Origin of the sequence: Achromobacter sp. Root565 (assembly GCF_001427425.1) — a bacterium.
GTDB classification, from domain to species: domain Bacteria; phylum Pseudomonadota; class Gammaproteobacteria; order Burkholderiales; family Burkholderiaceae_B; genus Achromobacter; species Achromobacter spanius_D.
The window spans coordinates 392,659-413,719 of sequence record NZ_LMGO01000005.1 but is presented as its reverse complement, the minus strand read 5'-3'; the positions used below and the strand labels follow the sequence as shown (position 1 = coordinate 413,719).

The following is a 21,061-nucleotide window of genomic DNA, read 5'->3' as shown; positions in this document are numbered from 1 at the left end:
TCAATGCTGACCTACATCGTCAAACGTCTTTTGGGCATGATCCCCACGCTGCTGCTGGTAGCGGTGGTCGTGTTCCTGTTTGTGCACATGCTTCCGGGCGACCCGGCGCGGCTGGCCGCTGGCCCCGAGGCCGACCAGCAAACCGTCGAGCTCGTGCGCAAGGAACTTGGGCTGGATCTGCCCCTGCCGCAGCAGTTCGTGCGCTACTTCAGCCACATGCTGCAGGGCGACCTCGGGACCTCGCTGCGCACCAAGCGCCCCGTCTCGACCGAAATCGCCGAGCGCTTCATGCCCACCCTGTGGCTCACCCTTGCGAGCATGGTGTGGTCAGTCGGCTTCGGCATGATCATCGGCATCGTGTCGGCCGTATGGCGCAATCGCTGGCCCGACCGTCTTGGCATGACGCTGGCGGTGTCCGGCATCTCGTTCCCCGCGTTTGCGCTGGGCATGATGCTGATGCAGATTTTCTCGGTGAACCTGGGCTGGCTCCCCACCGTGGGCGCGTCGACCTGGCAACACTACATTCTTCCTTCCATCACGCTGGGCGCCGCCGTGGCCGCCGTGATGGCGCGTTTCACGCGGGCCTCGTTTGTGGAAGTCGTGCAGGAAGACTTTGTGCGCACCGCCCGCGCCAAGGGCTTGTCCGAGCGCCGCGTGATCATCAAGCACGCGCTTCGCAACGCGCTGATTCCCGTCGTGACCATGATGGGCCTGCAGTTCGGGTTCCTCCTGGGCGGCTCGATCGTGGTCGAGACCGTGTTCAACTGGCCCGGCCTCGGCCGCCTGCTGGTGGACGCCGTGACCCAGCGCGACTATCCGGTGATCCAGGGCCTCGTGCTGCTGTTCTCGCTGGAATTCATCCTGATCAACCTGATTGTCGACGTGCTGTATGGCGTCATCAATCCCAGCATCCGTTACAAGTGAGGCGGCCATGAGCAATACGACACCCGCCGCGACCATCGCCGCCGTCCCCAAGAACGACGTGCGCACGCCCGCCACCGAGTTCTGGCGCAAGTTCAAGAAGCAGAAGCTTGCCGTCGGCGCGGGCCTCTTCGTCCTGCTGCTGGTCATCGTTGCGGTCTTCGCGCCGTGGATCGTGCCGTACGACCCGGAGAACTTCTTCGACTACGACGCGCTGAATGCCAGCCCGTCGCTGACGCACTGGCTGGGCGTGGATTCGCTGGGCCGCGACATCTTCAGCCGCATCATCATGGGCGCGCGCATCTCGCTGGCCGCCGGCTTCCTGTCGGTCGCCATGGGCGCCATCGTCGGCACGTTCATGGGCCTGATGGCCGGCTACTACGAAGGCTGGTGGGAACGCATCACGATGCGCATCTCCGACGTGCTGCTGGCCTTCCCCGGCATGCTGCTGGCCATCGGCGTGGTTGCCATCCTGGGATCCAGCATGGTCAACGTGATCGTGGCCGTCGCCGTGTTCAGCGTGCCCGCGTTTGCCCGCCTGGTGCGCGGCAACACGCTGTCGATCAAGCAGATGACCTACGTCGAAGCCGTCAAGAGCGTGGGGGCGTCCGACTGGACGATCATCATGCGCCACATCCTGCCCGGCACGATCTCGCCGATCGTGGTGTACGGCACGATGCGGATCGGCACCTCGATCATCACCGCGGCCAGCCTGTCGTTCCTGGGCATGGGCGCATCGCCTCCCACGCCGGAGTGGGGCGCGATGCTGAACGAAGCGCGCGCCGACATGGTTATCGCACCGCACGTCGCGATCTTCCCGGCGCTGGCGATCTTCCTGACGGTGCTGGCGTTCAACCTGCTGGGCGACGGCCTGCGCGACGCGCTCGATCCCAAGATCGACCGCAAGTAAACCTGCCGCCGGGCCTTCTTGCGAGGGCCGGCGTGGAGGGCGATTTTTCCGCCGCCGCCTCCGTCCGCCACGCGCTTGCCAGCGCGTGTCCCGGACCCAGGGTGGCGGCGTTTTGCATTCTGGAGCGTGGCGACACGTAGACGAACATGGACAAACAAGCGCTGGACATTCCCCGTATCGGCGTGCTGCCGCCGGGGCCGCTGGACTCGATCTGCGACGTGGGCGACGTCACCGTCGGCCATTGCACGCTGGCCGAGGGTCCGCTGCAGACCGGCGTGACGGTCGTGCGCCCGCACGGCGGCGATCTCTTTCTGGACAAGACGCCGGCCGCTGCCACCGTGTTGAACGGCTTCGGCAAGAGCACGGGCCTGGTTCAGGTGCAGGAACTGGGCGTGCTGGAGACGCCGATCGGACTGACCAACACGTTCGGGGTGGGCACCGTGGCCAATGCGCAGATCCGCGCGGCGGTCGCGGCCAACCCCGGCATCGGCCGCGGCATGGCCACCGTGAACCCGCTGGTCTTCGAGTGCAACGACGGCTACCTGAACGACATCCAGGCGATGGCGGTTCAGGAATCGCATTACGGCGAGGCGCTGGCCGCCGCGGGCAAGCAGTTCGCGCAGGGCGCCGTGGGCGCCGGCCGGGGCATGTCCAGTTTCTCGTTCAAGGGCGGCATCGGCTCGGCCTCGCGCGTCGTGCAGATCAAGGACGGACCGCAGTACACCGTGGGGGCGCTGGTGCTGTCGAATTTCGGCCGCCTGCCCAACCTGACGGTGGCGGGCAGGCCGTTCGGCCGCCGCCTGGCGAGCCAGCTCGACCAAGGGCTTGCGCAGCAAGGCGAGAACGCCGTGATCGCGCCCGAGAAGGGCTCGATCATCCTGCTGGTGGCCACCGATGCGCCGCTGGATTCGCGTCAGTTGCGCCGTCTGTCGCTGCGCGCTGGCGCGGGGCTGGCGCGCACCGGCTCGGTGTTTGGCCACGGCAGCGGCGACATTGCGCTGGCGTTTTCCACGGCATACACGATTCCGCAACTGGCCGAATCGGCCATGCCCGCGATCGCGATGCTGCACGAGGCCCGCATCGATCCGCTGTTCGAGGCCGCCGCCGAAGCCTGCGAACAGGCCATCATCGCCGCGCTGTGGCACGCCGAGGGCGTGACCGGACGCGACGGCCATCACCGCGATTCCATCCGCCACGCCGCGCCCGACTGGCGCCAGTGGCTGTCCGATACCGAATTCTGAATATCCTGAAGGCCCACTCATGAAGATCCTGATTTCCACCGATATCGAAGGCGTCGCCGGCGTCTTTCACCCCGAGCAGGTCCGCGCCGGCAACGGCGAATACGAGCGCGCCCGCGCCTGGATGACGGCCGAGGCCAACGCGGCCGTGCAGGGCGCCATCGCGGGCGGCGCTGAAGAGATTCTGGTCAACGATTCGCACGGGGGCTTTCGCAACCTGCTGCCCGACGGCCTGGACGAGCGCGCCCGCCTGGTGCTGGGCAAGCCGCGTTACCTGGGCATGATGGGCGGGCTGGAAGAGGCGTGCGACGCCGTCTTCATGATCGGCTACCACTCGCGCTCGCAAGGGCGCGGCATTCTGGCCCACACGATCAACAGCTTCGCGTTCGCGCGCGTCGTCATCAACGGCATGGAACTGGGCGAAGCGGGCCTGTACGGCGCGCTGGCCGGTGAATTGGGCGTGCCCGTTATCCTGGGCACCGGCGACGACGTGTTCATCGAAGAAACCCGCGACACCTTCCCCGGCGCCGAGTGGGTGCAGACCAAGGTCGCGCACGGGCAGGGCAGTGGCGTCACCCTGTCGCCCGCCGCGTCGCGCCGCGCGATTGCCGCGGCTGCCGAAACCGCCGTGCGCAATTTCAAACGGGGCGGCGACAAGAAAGCCGTTCCTTTCGTCATTCCCGCGCCTATAGAATGCCGGTTGCAGACGCAGAGCGCGGCGCTGGCCGACCTGTTCTGCATGTGGCCCACGCTCGAACGCGTGGACGGCGTCACCTTGCGATTCACCACGGATAGCATGCAGTCCGCCATCCGTACGCTGAACAGCCTGGGCGCCATGTCTTTCATGTTGCGCTAAGGATCCCATCTCTCATGTCTAGCACCGACGCCCGTATTGCCCAATTGCGGCAGGCCATGAGCCGCCGCGGTCTGACCGCCTATGTCGTTCCTTCCTCGGACCCGCACCTGTCCGAATACCTGCCGTCCCGCTGGCAGGGGCGGCGCTGGCTGTCGGGCTTTACGGGCTCGGTGGGCACGCTGGTGGTGACGGCGGACTTCGCCGGCCTGTGGGTGGATAGCCGTTACTGGGTGCAGGCCGAAGCGCAGCTTGCCGGCACCGGCGTGCAGTTGATGAAGATCGCGCTGGCCACGACGCCGGGGCACGTCGACTGGCTGGCCGCCAATACCGGCGCGGGCGACGTCATCGGGGTCGATGGACAGGTGCTGGGCCTGGGCGCCTTCCGCGCCTTGTCCGCCGCCGCGGCCACGTCCGGCGCCGTGCTGGAAATCCGCGAAGACCTGCTGGACGAGGTCTGGACCGATCGCGCGGGCCTGCCGGACGCCAGAATCTACGAACACGTGGCGCCCGAAGCCTGCGTGACCCGTGCCGACAAACTGGCCCAGGTGCGCGACGCCATGCGCAAGCACGGCGCCGATGTGCATTTCATTTCGACGCTCGACGACATCGCCTGGCTGTTCAACCTGCGTGGCGCGGACGTGGATTACAACCCGGTCTTCGTCGCGCACGCGCTGCTGGGTCTGGACCACGCCACGCTCTTCGTTGCCGGCGGAAAGATCGATGACGCCCTGCGCGCCATCCTGGCCGCCGACGGCGTCGAAGTGGCGGACTATGCCCAGGCGGCGGACGCGCTGGCCTCGCTGGAACAGGACCAGAAGCTGCTGATCGATCCGGCCCGCGTCACCTGCGGCGTGTTCCATGTCATGGACCCCGCCGTGCCGCGCGTGGAAGCCATCAACCCGTCCACGCTGCTCAAGTCGCGCAAGACCGACGCGGAGCTTGCCAACGTGCGCCAGGCGATGGCGCAGGACGGCGCCGCGCTGTGCGAATTCTTCGCCTGGTTCGAAGGCGCGCTGGGCAAGGAAACCATCACCGAGCTGACCATCGACGAGCAGATCACGGCCGCCCGCGCGCGCCGTCCCGCCTACGTCTGCCCCAGCTTCGCCACCATTGCCGGCTTCAATGCCAATGGCGCCATGCCGCATTACCGCGCCACGCCCGAATCGCACGCCACGATCGAAGGCGACGGCCTGCTGCTCATCGACTCGGGCGGCCAGTACCGGGGCGGCACCACCGACATCACGCGCGTGGTTGCGGTGGGCACGCCCAGCGCGGACCAGAAGGTCGATTTCACGCTGGTGCTCAAGGGCATGATCGCGCTGTCGCGCGCGTCGTTCCCGCGCGGCACGCCGTCGCCCATGCTGGACGCCATCGCGCGCGCACCCATCTGGGAAGGCGGCGCGGAATACGGCCACGGTACGGGTCACGGCGTGGGCTATTTCCTGAACGTGCACGAAGGCCCGCAGGTCATCTCGTACCGCGCGATGCCGGGCCCGCACACGGCCATGGAACCGGGCATGATCACGTCGAACGAGCCGGGCATCTACCGCCCGGGCCGCTGGGGTGTGCGTATTGAGAACCTGGTCGCCAACCGCAGCTGGCTGACCTCGGAACTGGGTGAATTCCTCTGCTTCGAGACGCTGACGATGTGCCCGATCGACACGCGCTGCATCGAGCCCTCGCTGATGCGCGAGGACGAGATCGACTGGTTGAACGACTATCACAAGACGGTGTTCGAGCGACTGTCGCCGCTGGTTGAGGGCGAGGCGCTGGCGTGGCTGACGCTGCGTTGCGCGGCGATCTGACATAGCGGCATTGCCGGCGGCGCCGGCGCAATGCAAAAGGCCACGGCGCATGACGCCGTGGCCTTTTTTTCATGGCGCGCCGCTGGGGGCTATTGTGCGGACTCGCCTTGATTGCGGTGGAGCATGCGCGCGGCCACGAGGCAACCCAGCGACAGCAACGCGCCGTAGGCCAGCAGCACCAAGGCGGCGGCCGCCGGCGATTGGGCGGCCCATGCCAACTGGTCCCAGGTCATGGACTTGAGGACGACGAACCCCAAGCCGAGGCCCAACACCTGGGCGAACCAGAACGCAAGGCTGCCCAGCGCGACGGCGCGGCCGATGCCGGGACGTTCAAACGGGCGGGGCAGCACCTTCAGGCACACGAGCGTGACCAGCGCCAGCAGCACGATGGGCAACACCCAATAGCCCAGCGCGTACTCGGCCCATCCCGCTTCCAGCGTCTGCATCTGCAAAAAGCCGCCGAGCATGATGGAGACGCTGGTCTGCCAGATCAGGACGGTCAGGCCGCAGATCCATGCCACATGCCGCCGCGTCAGCGTGACGCCGGCGCCGGGGCCGGCGGGCCCTGCCGTCCATGCGGCAATGCGCAGCGCCAGCCAGATGCCGATGACCTCCAGCACGATCGTGACGGCGCGGATCATCACGTTGATGGCGATTGACCGGCCCACGATGCCCAGGCCGAACGCTTCCTCGAGCCAGGAGCCGCCCTTGAGCGTGCCAATCATGAGCACGTTCTGCGCAATGCCTACGCCGCTGGACAGGCACAGCGTGTAGAGCGCCTGCAGGGCCAGGAACGTAGCCAGCATCCTGCCGGGCTGATTCACGGTCGCGGCATCGTGCCGGGCGAGCCAGTGGCGCGTCGTGCACCAGGCGGTCAGGCCCACGACCAGCAGGGTCGACGCCAGGGTGGCCAGCAGCGGGGCCAGCACCGGCGGCTGCATGTAGCTTGCGCGGATCTGATCGCCGTAAGGCAACGGCGTCATCAACGTGTAGGCCTGCACCAGCACGGTATAGGCCAGCCGCAGCAGAACGGCGGCGACAGCGATGCGCCAGGCAAGGGAATAGGCGGGACGGGAAGAGTCGGTCATCAGCGCAAGGGCAAAGGACGGAGGGCGCGGCCGTGAGGGCCGCGGTTCAAAAATAGGGTGCGACCATAGCACGGCCGCCCCGCAGGGCTCATGCAAGGTCCTTGCCGAGTGCAGCCAATTGTTACCCGCACGGTGCTAGGGGAAAACCCAAACAAGTCGCGCCGCCCGGCTATAATCCAAATTTCCCGCACGCGCCCGCTCGTCCCGGGTGCTCATTACGATGACCAAATACGTATTTGTCACCGGCGGTGTGGTGTCTTCCCTGGGCAAGGGCATCGCCGCTGCGTCGCTTGCTGCCATCCTCGAGTCGCGTGGTTTGCAGGTCACCATGCTGAAGCTCGACCCCTACATCAACGTCGATCCGGGCACGATGAGCCCCTTCCAGCACGGTGAAGTGTTCGTCACTGAAGACGGCGCCGAAACCGACCTGGACCTGGGCCACTACGAGCGCTTCATTTCAGCTCGCATGCACAAGGTGAACAACTTCACCACCGGCCAGATTTACGAATCCGTGCTGCGCAAGGAGCGCCGTGGCGACTATCTGGGCAAGACTGTCCAGGTGATTCCCCACATCACGAATGAAATCCAGGACTTCATCGCCCGTGGCGCCGAAGCCGGCTGGAATGGCAACACCGACGTTGCCATCGTCGAAATCGGCGGCACGGTCGGCGACATCGAGTCGCTGCCGTTCCTCGAGGCCGCCCGCCAGATGAGCCTGCGCATGGGCCGCAACAACGCGGCCTTCGTGCACCTGACGCTCGTGCCCTTCATCGCCTCCGCCGGCGAACTGAAGACCAAGCCCACGCAGCACTCGGTGCAGAAGCTGCGCGAAATCGGCATCTACCCGAACGCACTGCTGTGCCGCGCCGACCGCCGCATTCCGGACGACGAGCGCGCCAAGATCTCGATGTTCTCGAACGTGCCCCTGGACGCGGTCATTTCCGTCTGGGACGCCGACTCCATCTACAAGATTCCCGCCATGCTGCACAAGCAAGGCGTGGACAACATCGTCTGCGAAGCCCTGGGCCTGACCCCGCCGCCGGCCGATCTGTCCATGTGGGACAACCTGGTCGAGGCGCTGGAACATCCCGAGCACCAGCTCACCATCGGCATGGTCGGCAAGTACGTCGACCTGACCGAGTCGTACAAATCGCTGACGGAAGCCCTGGTTCACGCCGGCATCCACACGCGCTCGAAGATCAACATCGAGTACATCGACTCGGAAGACATCGAAACCCGCGGCACCGACCAGTTGAAGCACCTGGACGCCATTCTGGTTCCGGGCGGCTTCGGCAAGCGCGGCACCGAGGGCAAGATCGCCGCCATCCGCTACGCCCGTGAAAACGGCGTGCCGTACCTGGGCATCTGCCTGGGCATGCAGCTGGCGGTCATCGAATTCGCCCGTCACGTCGCCGGTCTGGGCGGCGCCAACAGCACGGAATTCGACCCGTCCGCACCGCACCCGGTGGTTGCACTCATCACCGAATGGATGGACCGCGAAGGCAAGGTCGAAAAGCGCGACAACTCGTCCGACCTGGGCGGCACCATGCGCAAGGGCGCGCAACGCGTGCCGATCAAGGCCGGCACCCGCGCGCAGACCATCTACGGCGACGAAGTGAACGAACGTCACCGCCATCGCTACGAGGTCAACAACGTCTACGTGCCGCGCCTGGAAGAATCCGGCATGGTGATCAGCGCCCGCACGCCGACCGAGAACCTGCCCGAAATGATGGAACTGCCCAACCACCCGTGGTTCGTCGGCGTTCAGTTCCACCCGGAGTTCACGTCCACCCCGCGCGACGGCCATCCGCTGTTCTCCAGCTACATCCGCGCCGCCATCGAGCAGAAGGCTCGCCGCGGCCAGGAGGCCTGATGCGTGTCCGCGGTCCTGAGTTCCGTAAGCGGATCCTCGGGGCCGCGGGCCGATTCCCCAGCGCCGCCCTATACGGCGGCGCTTCTTTCGGATACAACCGATTAGCATCGGATATGCGTCGCCCGTGCGCCTTGCGCGACACTGGCGGCGGCGCCGTATCCGGCGTCAGCCCCCCATCAACGCAACTGCTCTGAAGGAACCCCATGAGTGCTTATCTCATCGCCGACGTCAAAGTGACCAAGCCCGCGCAGTACGAGGACTACAAGCGTCTGTCCACGCTCGCCATGCGCGCGTACGATGCCAAGATCCTGGTGCGCGGCGGCGAATCCAAGCACCTTGAGGGGCGTGAACCCGGCCGCACCGTGGTCATGGAATTTCCGTCCATGGCTGCGGCGCAGGCGTTCTACGACTCCTGGCAGTACCGCCGTGCCCGCAATGCCCGCGAAGGCGCGGCCGTCATGAATATGTTTATCGTTCAGGGAATGTAAAGTCATGAGTGCAATCGTCGACATCATCGGCCGCGAGATTCTGGATTCGCGCGGCAACCCCACCGTGGAATGCGATGTGCTGCTGGAATCCGGCGCCATGGGCCGTGCGGCCGTGCCGTCGGGCGCATCCACCGGCGCCCGCGAAGCCATCGAACTTCGCGACGGCGACAAGGGCCGTTATCTGGGCAAGGGCGTGCTGCGCGCCGTTGAAAACCTCAATACCGAAATCTCCGAAGCCCTGATGGGCCTGGACGCCCAGGAACAGACGTTCGTCGATCGCACCCTGATCGAACTGGACGGCACCGAGTCCAAGGAACGCCTGGGCGCCAACGCCATCCTGGCAGCCAGCATGGCCGTGGCCCGCGCCGCCGCCGACGAATCGGGCCTGTCCCTGTACCGCTATTTCGGCGGCAGCGGCCCCATGAGCATGCCCGTCCCGATGATGAACGTCATCAACGGCGGCGCGCACGCCAACAACACCCTCGACCTGCAGGAACTGATGATCCTGCCGGTGGGCGCAGGCAGCTTCCGCGAAGCCCTGCGTTGGGGCGCCGAAGTCTTCCATATGCTCAAGAAGCTGATCCACGGCCAGGGCATGTCCACCGCCGTGGGCGACGAGGGCGGTTTCGCGCCCAACGTTCCCAGCCACGAAGCCGCCATCCAGCTCATCCTGAAGGCCATCACCGAAGCCGGCTACGAGCCGGGCACGCAGATCGCCTTGGGCCTGGACTGCGCCAGCTCCGAGTTCTACCGCGACGGCAAGTACACGCTGGCCGGCGAAGGCGGCATCTCGCTGTCCTCGCAAGAGTTCACTAACCTCTTGGCCACGTGGTGCGACAAGTACCCGATCATCTCCATCGAAGACGGCATGGCCGAAAACGACTGGGAAGGCTGGAAGCTCCTGACCGACCAGCTCGGCAAGAAGGTTCAGCTGGTGGGCGACGACCTGTTCGTCACCAACACCAAGATCCTGCGTGAAGGCATCCAGAAGGGCGTCGCCAACTCGATCCTCATCAAGATCAACCAGATCGGCACGCTGACCGAAACGTTTGCCGCCATCGAAATGGCCAAGCGCGCCGGTTACACCGCCGTCGTGTCGCACCGTTCGGGCGAAACCGAAGACTCGACCATCGCCGACATCGCCGTGGCGACCAACGCGATGCAGATCAAGACCGGCTCGCTGTCGCGCTCGGATCGCATGGCCAAGTACAACCAGCTCCTGCGCATCGAAGAAGAGCTGGCTGAAGTGGCGTCGTACCCCGGCCTGGAAGCTTTCTACAACCTGCGTTGATAAGAAGCGCGGCCCCGGCGTCTTGCCAGGGCCGCATCCACGCCACGACAGTTGAGGTTCCCGCGTATGCGCCTGTTGTTCCTGGTGCTGTTCGTGCTGCTAGGCCTGATCCAATACCCGCTGTGGCTGGGTAAGGGCGGCTGGTTCAAGGTCTGGGATCTGCAACGCCAGGTGGCTGAGCAGCGCGAGACCAATGAAGGCCTGCGCGCGCGCAATGCCGCCCTTGAGGCCGAAGTGCGGGATCTGGAAGGCGGATCCGGCGCCATCGAGGAGCGGGCGCGCGGGGAGCTGGGCATGATGCGGGATGGCGAAGTGTTCGTGCACATCCTGCCCCAGAATACCCAGCCTCCCGCCGGCGCCTCGCTTTCCGCCGAAGCGCCGCCCAAGCCAGCCGTAGCCGGCACCCCCGCGCGCGCGAACGCGCCGGCTGCCCGGCCCGCGTCGGCAGCGCCCACGACCCGGCCTGCTTCGACAGCGGCCACACCACGGCCTGCGGCGGCGACGCCTGCCAGACCTGCCGCCACGACCGGCGCCAACAATTCCAATTCCACCGCCCGGCAGTGATGCCTGGCGGTTTTTTTTGACCTGGTAGCGTCCTGGCCTAACCGGGGCCGCAGCGCAACTGCCGGCATTCCCCATACACCACGCCTCCCGGATAGGGCCGCTTGCGAGCCCAGTCGACCGGATGCGTGTGCATTTCGTGTTCCAGTTCGACCACGATGGGCAGCAGGCCCTTGGTCAGCGCGTGGCCGGTGTAGGTGCCATCCTGCTGACTCAGCATGATCAGCAGCGCCCGCAACGGCGGCAGCAGCGGTTTGTGCAGATACGTCAGCCTTAGCTTGAGCGTATTGGCCAGGAATATGTCCTGGCCGCCCGGGCGTGACGGGCGGCGGGCATGTTGCAGATCCTGGTAACTGTTGTCGATGGCCCGCAGGCCAGGCGCGGCAGCCACCAGCAGGCCTGGGCGTGCGTGCTCGCGGAACGACTGGGCATCCGGGCGTAGCACTTCAATGCGCCAGGGTGCGGCTCCCGTCAACCTCTTCAGTTCTGCCATCGCGCCATCCCGCCGTTCAATGGCGCCGGCCGGGCCGTTGGCGTTCGCATGTAGCGGCAGCAGCGCTTGCAGGAAGGCCGCGCGCAGGCGGGCCGGGTCGCCGTGGCCCGTGGCGCCGGCGCGAGCCGCTTCCATCAACGCCAGATGCGCCATCTGGCGCGCGCCGTGCCACCGCGCGGCGTCGACGCACAGCAGACCCAGCAGCAGCACGATGGCGCCGGCCACGGCGAACTCGAGGGCGGCGGCCCCGTGCTGCCTGCGGGCGGCCAGGAAGGCGCAAGGAAAAATAAAGGCGGTCATGGCTGCGCAGTGTGGCGCGACCATGACCACCTGTCGATGAGGGCAATCCGGTGTGGCAAAACCGTTCCGGCGGGCTTGCCGCCGGGACGCATCAATGCACGGTGGGAGGTTCTTCTCCGGACGACGTCTGGCTCGCCGAGAACAGCGCCGCGCAGTCGACCGTGTCGAACTTGTAGGGCTTGCCGCAGAAATCGCAGGCCACGTCGACCTGCCCGCGCTCTTCCAGGATGCTGTCGACTTCGGCTTCGCCCAGCGAGCGCAGCATGTTGGCCACGCGCTCGCGCGTGCACGGACAGTGCCAGCTCACGGGCTGCGGGTCGAAGGCGATAAGCGTTTCTTCCCAGAACAGGCGGTGAATCAGCGTGTCGATGTCGGTGGCCAGGATTTCGTCGCGCTTGAGCGTGCCGGCCAGGGCGTTGATGCGGTCCCAGGTCTCGGCAGCGACCTGCTCGGTCAGGGCGCGGTCCGTTTCTCCGCCGCCGTGGTGCGGCAGGCGCTGAACCAGCATGCCCGCAGCGTGGTCGGCGTTGGCGGACAGCCACAGGCGCGTATCGAGTTGCTCGGAGGCCTTCATGTAGTGTTGCAGGGCCTCGGCGACGGTATTGCCTTCAAGCGGCACGATGCCTTGGTAGGCCTGCTGGCCGGGCAGCTTGCGCTGCGGGTCCAGCACGACAATGAAGCGTCCATTGCCGCCGGGATTCAACAGGCTTTGCATGTCGCCGGTGGTGGGCACCTCGTGGCCTTCGCGCATCTTGACGGTGGCGCGCAGGCTGAGATCCGAGCGGCAGTCCACCACCAGCAGGGCGATGGGGCCGTCGCCCTGGATCTGGAGCACCAGCGAGCCATCGAACTTGATGTTGGCGGCGAGCAGGGTGGATGCCGCCACCAGTTCACCGAGCAGGTTGGTGATGGCGGGCGGGTAGTCGTGGTTGGCCTGCACGGCCTTCCAGGTGTCAGACAGGCGCACCGCTTGGACGCGGACGCTGCGGTCTTCGGTAAGGTATTTTTTGAGCTGATCGGTCATAGCGGAATGTTAGCCGATCGCAAGGGGGTATTCCCCCTGCTGTCAGAGGGGTTGCGGCGGCTGCCGGGGCGCTGCGGGCCGCCGTTGCCCGAGCCGTCAGCCCAGACGCTTCAAGGCCGTCTTGTACTGTTGGCCGCGCGCCACGTAATGGGCGGTGTTCTTGTGCATGTTGGCAATTTCCTCGGCGGAGAGCTCCCGCACGATCTTGCCGATGCCGATGACCAGCGAATTGTCAGGGATGACCCGATCTTCGGGGATGATGGCTCCGGCGCCGATCAGGCAGTTGCGGCCGATGACTGCATTGTTCAGGACGATGGCCTGCATGCCCACCAGGGCGCCTTCGTGGATGGTACAGCCATGCAGCATGGCCTGGTGGCCGACGGTGACGTTCGGGCCGATGGTCATGGGACAGTCCGAGTCCACGTGCAGGACGCTGGATTCCTGGATATTGGTGCCTTCGCGGATCAGGATGAGGTCGTTGTCACCGCGGATCGACACGTGCGACCAGATGCTGACGCCGGCTTCCAGCGTGACGTTGCCGATGATGTCGGCGCTGTCGGCCACGTAGGCCTGCGGGTCGATGCGGGGAATCAGGTCGCCCAGTTGGTAGATGGCCATGCTAAGTCTCCGTTGTCGGCGCTGGGGCGGCAACGGGCGCGCCAACGTCGGTCTGGGGCGCGCTGGCCTGCGCGCGTTCTTCTTCGCGCAGCCGCAGGATGCGCCGCTGGATCTTGCCCGTGGTGGTCATGGGCAGTTCGTCCACGTATTCGATTTCCTTCGGGTATTCGTACGGCGCCAGGCGCTCGCGCACGTGTTCCTGCAGGTTTTCGGTGATGTCGCTACGGTCCCGGTGAGCAAATTCCGGCGTCAGCACCACGAAGGCCTTGACCACCGCGCCGCGCTCGGCGTCCGGCTTGGGCACCACCGCGGCATTGGCCACAGCCGGGTGGCCGACAAGGCAGCTTTCAATTTCTCCGGGGCCGATCCGGTAGCCGGCCGACTTGAACACGTCATCGGCGCGGCCGGCGTACCAGAGGTAACCGTCCTCATCGACCGTGGCAAGGTCGCCGGTCAGGCACCAGTCGCCCTTGAACTTGGCCAGCGTGGCGGCCTCGTTGCGCCAGTAGCCCAGGAACATCACGGGGTCGGGAAAGCCGTGGATGTCCAGCCGGTTGACCGCGATCTCGCCCGTGGCGCCCGGCGCGACAGGCGCGCCGTCGTCGTCCAGTACCGCCACGTTGTGGCCGGGATACGGGCGGCCCATGGAGCCGGGCTTGGCGGGCCAGCGCTTGTTGCTGTTGCCCACCACATAATTCATTTCGGTCTGGCCGAACATTTCGTTGGGCGTGACGCCCAGCGCCGTCTGGCACCAGTCGAACACGGTCTCGCCCACGCTTTCGCCCGCGCTCATGATGGAACGCAGGGCAAGCTGGTAGCGCTGGCGGGGTTCCGGCACCGCCTTCATCATCATCTTCAGCGCGGTGGGGAACAGGAACGTATTGGTGACCTGATAGCGTTCCAGCAGCTCGAAGGCGCGTTCCACGGAGAAGCGCCCGCGCGTGCCGACGATGGGGTGGCCGAAGTACAGCGTGGGCAGCAGGGCGTCCATCATGCCGCCGGTCCAGGCCCAGTCGGCGGGCGACCAGAACACGTCGGCGGGCTTGGGAAACCAGTCCTGCGAAGCCACGAAGCCCGGCAGGTTGCCGATCAGCACGCTATGGGGCAGCAGCGCGCCCTTGGGAGCGCCGGTGGTTCCGGACGTATAAAGCAGAATGGCCGGATCCGACGAGCGGGTCTGCACGGCCTTGAAATCATTGGGTTGGCGGGCCAGCAGGCTGCGCCACGGCAGCACGCGCTCGTCCGCGAAGCCGATGCCGATGACCTGCTGAAGGGCAGGACAGTGTTCGGTGACAGCCAGCAGATTGGCGCTGGAGGCGTGGTCGACGATGGCGACGCGGGCTTCGGCGTCGCACAGACGGCTTTGCAGCGCCTCGGGCCCGAAGAGCGCCGACAGGGGCAGAACCACCGCGCCCACACTGTAGATGGCCATGTGGGCAACCACGGTTTCCGGGCGTTGCCCCAAAACCACACCGACCCGGTCGCCCTTGCCCACGCCCATTTTCACCAGGCCGTTGGCCAGTTGATTGGCGGCTTCCGCCAGCCGGGCGAAGGTCCAGACCTCGCGGTTGCCGGATTCATCTTCGTAGTAGATGGCAATGCGCCGCGCATCCGGACTGCTGGATGCCCAGCGGTGGCAGCACGCTTCCGCGATGTTGAACTGGGTGGGCACCAGCCAGCGGAATGATTGGTAGAGCGCCTGATATTGGTCGTTCATGGCCCTATGTTGTAAGCATGTTGCGGCGTGAACGGGTCATATCGCCCGTTACTCAGGTGCAAGCATGACCTAGAGGGGCGTGAACTGCAATATCCCCGTTGCGTAACGGGGACGCATACGGGTTATCACGGGTGCTTGCCCTGTCGGCGCAGCGCGGAGGGCAGGGCGGGCAACGTCAGGGATCGCGGCGGGCGGTTGGCCGGGTCGCGTTGGCGTTCGGCCTGCAGCACCGCCCAGTCCAGAAGCTGGAGCTGGCCGTCGTGCGTCTCCGCCAGCGCCGAGAGGCTTTCGACCCAGTCGCCGTCGTTGCAGTACAGGATGCCGCCCACGTCCCGCAGCTCGGGCTTGTGGATGTGGCCGCAGACCACGCCGTCCAGTCCGCGCCGCCGGGCTTCGCCGGCCAGCGCCTCCTCGAAGTCGGTGATGAACGACACCGCGTTCTTGACCTTGTGCTTCAGGTACTGCGACAGCGACCAGTAATGCATGCCCAGCCGGTGGCGCAGGCGATTGAAATGGTGGTTGACCCACAGCGCGAACTGGTAGAGCCCATCGCCCAGGTGCGCCAGCCAGCGGCTGTGCTGGATGACACCGTCGAACTGGTCCCCGTGCAGCACCAGCAGGCGCAGCCCCTTGGCCGTGACATGCACGTCCTCGTCCAGGACCTCGATGTCGCCAAAGGCGAAACCGGCAAACTCGCGGGCAAATTCGTCGTGGTTGCCCGGGATGAAGACCACCCGGGTGCCGTTGCGGGCCTTGCGCAGGATGCGCTGGATCACGTCGTTGTGCGCCCGGGGCCAGTGCCAGTGCTTGCGCAGCTGCCAGCCATCGACGATGTCGCCGACCAGGTACAGGGTGTCCGAATCGTTGTGATCCAGAAAATCGAGCAGGAATTCCGCTTTGCACCCGGCAGTGCCCAGGTGAATATCGGAAATCCACAGGGCGCGCCAGTGCGTCGGTTGGATTTCGTTCACGGTCGCTTCCCTGTGGGCTGTGGTCATGCTTGAGAATGAGACCACCTAGCGATGACGCGCGCGTGACGAATCCATGACGCGGTTGTGACGGGGCGCGCGGCCAGGGAGGCACACGCACCGCCGGTTCAGCGGATCAGGACTGCCCGGTGGCCTTCTTGCCCTTCAGGCGCTTCCACAGCCCGCCGCCCAGCGCCGCAGCGGCCAGGATGCCGACCTTGGCGAATTTGGCCAGGAAAGCCGCGATTACCGCGAACAGACCGAGCTTCTTGGCGGCGACGCCCGCCACCAGGGCTGCCAGGCCATATTCGGCAACCTTGTCGCTCGAAGCGTCGAAATCCGCATAGCGCTTGCCTTCGACGTAGTGCAGGTTGTCCAGCAGCGCCAGCACGGCGGCCTTGTCCATGGGCACCTTGTTCTTCTCGGTGATCAGATCCAGCGTGATGTAGCCGTCGCGACCTAGCGCGTAGGTGTTGTAGTTGACGGTGGCGTCTTCCTCGGCGGCGGCGTCCTTGTGCTTGGCGGCCACCGACCAGACGAGGCGCTGCGTGTTGCTGTCGTACTTGGGCGCCTCCACCCAGCCGCCCACCGTCAGCTCGGGAAAGCCGCGTTTCTTGCGTTCCTCGTTGGATGCCTCGGTGCCTTCGCGCAGGCTGTCCAGCAACTCGCTGACGTTCCAGTTGCGGGCGTCGTCGTCCTTGATGTAGCCGGCCTTGTCGAAATTGACGGTGACGACCCAGTCTTCGTCGTCGCTCTTGGGCATCACGACGCCCAGGAGCGAGGGATCCTTGCCGTTGCCGTAGGCCTGCATCAACCGCTCGGCCTGCGGGCGCGGCACGAAAAACATACTCTGCGGCAGCTTCAGGGTTGCCTGGTCGCCCAGTGTCACGTCGGTCGGACCTTGCCGGGCGGCGGCGAACGCGGCCTTGGAGGCCGCTTCGATCTCCTGCTGGGCCGATGCGTTCTGGGCCGACGCGCCTGCGTGCAGGAACAACAGCGCGCTGGCGAGGGCCAGCGACAGGCGGGAAATGAATGCGCGCATGGTGATGATGAAGCCGGTAGTTAAATGGGGCCTCATTGTCTGGGCGTGCGGCTGTCATCTCTCTGAACGCGCGCCCAAAATGCCGGGCGCCTTGGCCCGCATCAACCGGCGATGTCAGGTGGCGTGCCGGCGCACGCCGATACGGCTCAGCGCGCTTTCTTGCCCTTGGCTTGCGGCGCGTTGCGCAGGCGGGTGCCCAGAATGCGGTCGTGCAGGAACTGCCCGTCGGGATCCAGCCAGGACCAGATGAAGATGGTGAAGGGCGCCGCAACGATGAACATGTCCACGGACGGCCAGCCGGTGGCCAGTGCCGCGCCCCAGACCACGGCGGCGCCCGCAAGCACCAGCGGCCACGCCAGGATGTAGCGCAGGACCAGCAGGCCGGTTGACGGCGTATTGCCGTGGCGATCCACCAGCCGGATGTTCCAGGTCTTCATGGGCAGCGTCTGGCCGCGGCGGCGCCAGCACAGTACGAAATAAGCGCCGATTGCCACGAACAGCCACGCCTGCCGGGCGGCCCGCAATTCCAGCGCATTGCGGCTCTGGGTGAGGGTATCAAGTAGGTAACCCGCCAGAAAAACGACGCCGAACAGCAGCACGGCTTCGTACATCATGCAGGCAAACCGGCGCAGCCGATTGGGCGTTTCGTCGAGGTGGGCGTCATTCATGGACCGCTATTATCCATAAAACGTTGCCCCCACGCCGCACACGACGCGGTGCGTGCTTGCTGTCCCCAGCGGGGGCAGCCCCGCCTTCCGGCGGCCGAGCGTCCATTCTGGCCACTGCCGCTTCGGTGCGACTGATGCGCAAAAAAAACCCGCCGGTAAGGGCGGGTCTATAAAAGGGGCTATGCAGCCCCCAAGGGGAAAATCGTTAGGCCGAAGCCTGGGCCCAGCTTAGGCAGCGGAGTGCGCGTTCTTGGCGCTCGTCTTGCCGGCCAGGGCCTTGATGCCGTGGGCCAGCTTGCGCAGGCCTGCAGCCAACGCCCGCATCGGATGCGGGCGGAATTGTTCTTCGATAGCCTGGAGCATCAGTTGACGCTCGAGTTCGTCGGTCAGGCGAATGGTGTTGTTCGGGTTGATCACAATAGCCTCCACGGGCTTGCACAGTTGTTTGCTACTAGGGATAACCCGGATTATAGGGGTTTACCCTGAAACTATGCAAGAGGCCGATTCAAGCTGGTGCAACTTGGCAACACCGTGGTGCTGATGATGCCCCAAAACCGCGCGGCGGGGCACCATAAGCAAAGATAGGCGCCGCATGTTGCGGCGCTTTTACAACGTGGGGATGCTGCCCGAATCAGGCAGCCCTCCGCGGCGCGTGCCGCAGGAGGGCAGGACGCGCTCAGGCGTCGCGGTAGCCGGCGGCCACCAGCTCGAAGCCGAACAGGCGGCAGTCGAGCGCGCCGTTGTGCAGCGGGACGCGCCGCTTGGGCTTCAAACGCATCTGGTTGGGCAGCGTCAGGTCGCTGGTGATGACGTGCAGCTCCCATCCCGCGAAATTGTGCTTCAGGCAGGTCGCCCAGTCGCGCCACAGGTCGGCGTCCTGTTCCGCGCCCATGCGCTCGCCGTAGGGCGGGTTGGTGACGATCCAGCCATGGTCGGCGGGCGCCGTCACTTCCCGCGCATCGCCTACTTCAAAGCGGATCGAGTCGGCGGTCAGCCAGGCGCGCTCGGCGTTGTTACGGGCGTATTCAATGGCCAGGGGATTGAGGTCGTAGCCGACCAGCGGCGCGTCGAGCTGCGGCAGGATGCGGGCCCGGGCGTCGTCCTTCAGGTCGCGCCAGCGGTACGCATCGTGGTCGCGCAGGCGTTCGAACCCGAACGGGCGCGAGATGCCCGGGGGTACACCCAGCGCGATCCAGGCCGCCTCGATCAAGATGGTGCCGGATCCGCAGAAGGGATCCAGGAGCGGCGCGGCCGGATCCCAGCCCGCCAGCGCCAGCATGCCGGCTGCCAGGTTTTCGCGCAGCGGCGCTTCGCCCTTGTCCAGGCGCCAGCCGCGCTTGAACAGGGATTCGCCCGACGTGTCCAGATAAAGCGTGGCGGTGTGGCCCGTCAGGAAAAGGTGCACGCGCGCATCGGGGCGCACCGTGTCGATGCTGGGGCGCTCGCCTTCAAGCTCGCGCAGGCGGTCGCAGATACCGTCCTTGGCGCGCAGGTTGCAGTACTGCAGGCTCTGCACCGGGCTCTTGATGGCGGAGGTGTCCACGCGCAGCGTCTGTTCGGCGCCGAACCACCGTTCCCAGGGGGTATCGCGGGCCAAATCCAGGATGTCGTCTTCGTGCGAGATCTCGGCATGGGCCACTTGCACGAGGATGCGGGTCGCCAGCCGCGAGTACAAGTTGGCGCGCTGGATGCCCGACCAGTCCGACGTGAACGAGCAGCCTGCCCGGCCGGCCTTGGCGTCTTCGTAGCCGAGCGCCTGCAACTCGGCGGTCAGCGCTTCTTCCAGGCCTTGGGGGCAGGGGGCGAAGACGGTGAAGATTTCAGCTTGACGCGGCTCGCGGGGACGGCGGCTGCGGACGTCGGCACGGGGGGCGGCGCGCTCGCGCGGGGCATCCCAATCGTGATCGACATCGGCTTCGTGCGCGAAATCGGATTTCTGCGCGTCGTCGGATTCTGCCGTGTGGTCGGGTTCTTGCGCGAATTCGGGGGCGGGGCCGTCGTCTTCGAACGGATCGTAGAAGCGGCCGGCCGGCGTCGCCGGGGCAATGTACTGGTCGTCACGCAAACGCGGCGCGCGCTGCGGCGTGCGTCCGGCGCGCGGGCCGGGTGCGTCGTCGCGGCGGCTGTCGTCCGCGCGGGTGCGGTCGGAAGCGCCACGGCGCGCCGAGGGACGGTCGGATTGGCCGCGATCGGACGGGCCACGGTCGTACTGGCTACGGTCGGACGGACCGCGATCGTACTGGCCGCGCTCGGCCTGCCCGGGTCGTGACTGACCCGGCCGCGATTGTCCCGAACGCGGCGACGTGCCGCGGGCGGGCGCATCGCGGCCTGCGCCGGACGGCCTGCGGGCGCTGCGGGCCTCTTCTTCCTGGCGCCGCTGGTAGCCCTCGGGGTCCTTCTGGCGTTCGGTGTTGTCGCGGGCGCGCTCGATCTGCGCGACCAGGCGCGCGCGGGCGCCGGTGCGGGTGCGTTTGGCCGCGCCCTCGGCTTGAGCGTCGCGGGCCGTTTTTTTGATCGTCAGCGTCTTGCGCGGGCGGTCCTGTTCATCAGAGGACATACGAATCCTGGCGAATGTGCAAAGGTAGGGGTATCAGAAGGGTTTGACGACGACCAGCGCCACCACCACCAAGAGCAGCAAGACGGGAACTTCGTTGAACCAGCGATAGAACTTGTGCGAACGGGTGTTCTTGCCCTGTTCGAATTTGCGCAGCATGAGGCCACAGGCGTGATGGTAGCCGATGACGAGCAGCACGAAAAAGAGCTTGGCGTGCATCCAGCCGTTGCCGGGACCCACGCCGATGCGGTAACCCACGTACAGCCACATGCCAAAAATGATGGCGACGACCGCCAGGATGGTGGTGAAGCGGTAAAGGCGGCGCGCCATGCCGAGCAGCGTTTCCTGGACGGCGGTGTCCGAGGTTTGCGCGAGATTCACGAAAATGCGCGGCAGATAGAACAATCCGGCAAACCAGGAAGCGATGAAGACGATATGAAAGGTCTTGACCCAGAGCATGGCCATGGCGCGATCCGATGGAGGAAAGCCGCATTGTATGCGCGCCGGTATCTGACAGCCTTGGGCGACGCGCGGTGCCACTGGGGGTGTCAGACACCACTGGGCGGCGAGGTGTGCCACCAGGTGTCTGACACCCGTGGGAGACGGACGTCAGACCGGACCGATGTGCCATGGGTGTCAGACACCT

General features: G+C 66.1%; 20 protein-coding genes. 9 read left to right on the top strand and 11 right to left on the bottom strand.

Features of this window, described 5'->3' with window-relative positions:
- Window positions 1-3: 3 nt before the first annotated feature.
- The 5 genes from gsiC (at window position 4) to ASD71_RS18500 (ending at window position 5,730) form a co-directional block, all read left to right on the top strand.
- On the top strand, window positions 4-924 hold the full coding sequence (gene gsiC, locus ASD71_RS18520) for a glutathione ABC transporter permease GsiC (protein WP_056567918.1): 921 nt from the start codon (window positions 4-6) through the stop codon (window positions 922-924).
- 7 nt (window positions 925-931) lie between these two features.
- A complete protein-coding gene (gsiD, locus tag ASD71_RS18515; protein WP_056567915.1) occupies window positions 932-1,831 on the top strand; it encodes a glutathione ABC transporter permease GsiD in 900 nt (299 codons plus the stop codon).
- A gap of 146 nt (window positions 1,832-1,977) precedes the next feature.
- Entirely contained in the window at window positions 1,978-3,072 is a 1,095-nt protein-coding gene (locus tag ASD71_RS18510; protein ID WP_056567913.1) for a P1 family peptidase, read from the top strand.
- A 19-nt stretch (window positions 3,073-3,091) separates the two neighbouring features.
- The gene (locus ASD71_RS18505; protein WP_056567910.1) at window positions 3,092-3,925 is read left to right on the top strand and encodes a M55 family metallopeptidase; all 834 of its coding nucleotides are present in this window, start codon (window positions 3,092-3,094) and stop codon (window positions 3,923-3,925) included.
- 14 nt (window positions 3,926-3,939) lie between these two features.
- Complete coding sequence (locus tag ASD71_RS18500) at window positions 3,940-5,730, top strand: aminopeptidase P family protein (RefSeq protein ID WP_056567909.1); 1,791 nt, start codon at window positions 3,940-3,942, stop codon at window positions 5,728-5,730.
- A gap of 89 nt (window positions 5,731-5,819) precedes the next feature.
- On the opposite strand, the gene ASD71_RS18495 is transcribed toward ASD71_RS18500, so the two are convergent.
- Window positions 5,820-6,818, bottom strand: coding sequence for a hypothetical protein (locus ASD71_RS18495; RefSeq protein ID WP_056567906.1), 999 nt, complete (start codon window positions 6,816-6,818; stop codon window positions 5,820-5,822).
- Between the two features lie 220 nt (window positions 6,819-7,038).
- Here ASD71_RS18495 and ASD71_RS18490 point away from each other — a divergent pair, with 220 nt between their 5' ends.
- The 4 genes from ASD71_RS18490 (at window position 7,039) to ftsB (ending at window position 11,034) form a co-directional block, all read left to right on the top strand.
- Window positions 7,039-8,691 (top strand): CTP synthase, encoded by a 1,653-nt coding sequence (locus ASD71_RS18490; protein ID WP_056567903.1) that lies wholly within the window; start codon window positions 7,039-7,041, stop codon window positions 8,689-8,691.
- A gap of 203 nt (window positions 8,692-8,894) precedes the next feature.
- The gene (locus tag ASD71_RS18485; protein ID WP_056322046.1) at window positions 8,895-9,179 is read left to right on the top strand and encodes a DUF1330 domain-containing protein; all 285 of its coding nucleotides are present in this window, start codon (window positions 8,895-8,897) and stop codon (window positions 9,177-9,179) included.
- A 4-nt stretch (window positions 9,180-9,183) separates the two neighbouring features.
- Window positions 9,184-10,470, top strand: a complete 1,287-nt coding sequence (eno, locus tag ASD71_RS18480) for a phosphopyruvate hydratase (RefSeq protein ID WP_054429546.1) — start codon at window positions 9,184-9,186, stop codon at window positions 10,468-10,470.
- Between the two features lie 66 nt (window positions 10,471-10,536).
- Window positions 10,537-11,034, top strand: a complete 498-nt coding sequence (gene ftsB, locus ASD71_RS18475) for a cell division protein FtsB (protein ID WP_056567900.1) — start codon at window positions 10,537-10,539, stop codon at window positions 11,032-11,034.
- A gap of 37 nt (window positions 11,035-11,071) precedes the next feature.
- On the opposite strand, the gene ASD71_RS18470 is transcribed toward ftsB, so the two are convergent.
- The 10 genes from ASD71_RS18470 to ASD71_RS18425 form a co-directional block, all read right to left on the bottom strand.
- Window positions 11,072-11,824 carry a TadE/TadG family type IV pilus assembly protein gene (locus ASD71_RS18470; protein WP_056567896.1) on the bottom strand — a complete coding sequence of 251 codons (753 nt, stop codon included), beginning with the start codon at window positions 11,822-11,824 and terminating at the stop codon, window positions 11,072-11,074.
- A gap of 91 nt (window positions 11,825-11,915) precedes the next feature.
- Window positions 11,916-12,848 (bottom strand): Hsp33 family molecular chaperone HslO, encoded by a 933-nt coding sequence (gene hslO, locus ASD71_RS18465; protein WP_056567895.1) that lies wholly within the window; start codon window positions 12,846-12,848, stop codon window positions 11,916-11,918.
- A 96-nt stretch (window positions 12,849-12,944) separates the two neighbouring features.
- Window positions 12,945-13,466: a gamma carbonic anhydrase family protein gene (locus ASD71_RS18460; protein WP_056567892.1), complete on the bottom strand. Its 522-nt coding sequence runs from the start codon at window positions 13,464-13,466 to the stop codon at window positions 12,945-12,947.
- Between the two features lies 1 nt (window position 13,467).
- Complete coding sequence (locus tag ASD71_RS18455; RefSeq protein ID WP_056567889.1) at window positions 13,468-15,183, bottom strand: acyl-CoA synthetase; 1,716 nt, start codon at window positions 15,181-15,183, stop codon at window positions 13,468-13,470.
- Window positions 15,184-15,308: 125 nt separating this feature from the next.
- Window positions 15,309-16,181 (bottom strand): UDP-2,3-diacylglucosamine diphosphatase, encoded by an 873-nt coding sequence (locus ASD71_RS18450; RefSeq protein ID WP_156395228.1) that lies wholly within the window; start codon window positions 16,179-16,181, stop codon window positions 15,309-15,311.
- A gap of 106 nt (window positions 16,182-16,287) precedes the next feature.
- Entirely contained in the window at window positions 16,288-17,193 is a 906-nt protein-coding gene (locus ASD71_RS18445; protein WP_056567882.1) for a DUF2167 domain-containing protein, read from the bottom strand.
- 146 nt (window positions 17,194-17,339) lie between these two features.
- Window positions 17,340-17,861, bottom strand: a complete 522-nt coding sequence (locus ASD71_RS18440) for an RDD family protein (RefSeq protein WP_056567879.1) — start codon at window positions 17,859-17,861, stop codon at window positions 17,340-17,342.
- A 228-nt stretch (window positions 17,862-18,089) separates the two neighbouring features.
- On the bottom strand, window positions 18,090-18,278 hold the full coding sequence (locus ASD71_RS18435) for a hypothetical protein (RefSeq protein ID WP_008161862.1): 189 nt from the start codon (window positions 18,276-18,278) through the stop codon (window positions 18,090-18,092).
- A 259-nt stretch (window positions 18,279-18,537) separates the two neighbouring features.
- Window positions 18,538-19,908, bottom strand: coding sequence for a class I SAM-dependent RNA methyltransferase (locus ASD71_RS18430; protein WP_369818988.1), 1,371 nt, complete (start codon window positions 19,906-19,908; stop codon window positions 18,538-18,540).
- 543 nt (window positions 19,909-20,451) lie between these two features.
- Window positions 20,452-20,880, bottom strand: a complete 429-nt coding sequence (locus ASD71_RS18425; RefSeq protein WP_175122899.1) for a CopD family protein — start codon at window positions 20,878-20,880, stop codon at window positions 20,452-20,454.
- Window positions 20,881-21,061: the final 181 nt, after the last annotated feature.